Origin of the sequence: Vibrio sp. 10N.222.48.A3, assembly GCF_041475345.1 — a bacterium.
Taxonomy (GTDB): Bacteria; Pseudomonadota; Gammaproteobacteria; order Enterobacterales; family Vibrionaceae; genus Vibrio; species Vibrio tasmaniensis_A.
Window position 1 is genome coordinate 1 of record NZ_JBFRVX010000272.1, and the last position, 724, is coordinate 724.

The following is a 724-nucleotide window of genomic DNA, read 5'->3' on the forward strand; positions in this document are numbered from 1 at the left end:
ATTGCTCTAGCTCTTCTAACTGCTTAACTAACATGTCTTTCATGTTCTGAGCTGTCTGTATTGGATCGCGGTGCGCGCCACCTAGAGGCTCAGGGATGATTTCATCGATAAGCTCAAGCTCTTTAAGGCGAGGAGCTACTAGGCCCATCGCTTCAGCAGCTTGTGGTGCTTTATCTGAATCACGCCATAAGATTGAAGCACAACCTTCTGGAGAGATTACTGAGTATGTAGAGTACTGAAGCATGTTCACGTAATCACCAACACCAATCGCTAGTGCACCACCAGAACCGCCTTCACCTACAACGTTACAGATAACTGGAACTGAAAGGCCGGCCATCACTTTTAGGTTCTTAGCGATAGCTTCAGATTGACCACGCTCTTCTGCACCAACACCTGGGTATGCACCCGCTGTGTCGATGAAAGTAATGATTGGCATATTGAAACGCTCAGCCGTTTCCATTAGGCGAAGTGCCTTACGGTAACCTTCTGGCTTTGGCATACCAAAGTTACGGATCACTTTCTCTTTAGTCTCACGACCTTTCTGGTGACCAATAACCATAACAGGACGACCATTTAGACGAGCCATACCACCCACTATTGCTTTGTCGTCAGCGTAAGCGCGATCGCCCGCCATCTCTTCAAACTCTGTGAAGGCATGCTCCAGGTAATCTTTGGTGTAAGGACGTTGAGGGTGACGAGCAAGTTGAGCTACCTGCCATGCACC

The 724-nt window shown here is 48.3% G+C and carries 1 protein-coding gene; it reads right to left on the bottom strand.

Features of this window, described 5'->3' with window-relative positions; all coding sequences use genetic code 11:
• Positions 1 to 724, bottom strand: a 724-nt coding sequence (accA, locus tag AB4653_RS08955) for an acetyl-CoA carboxylase carboxyl transferase subunit alpha (RefSeq protein ID WP_372103893.1), incomplete at both ends; no start/stop codon positions are given.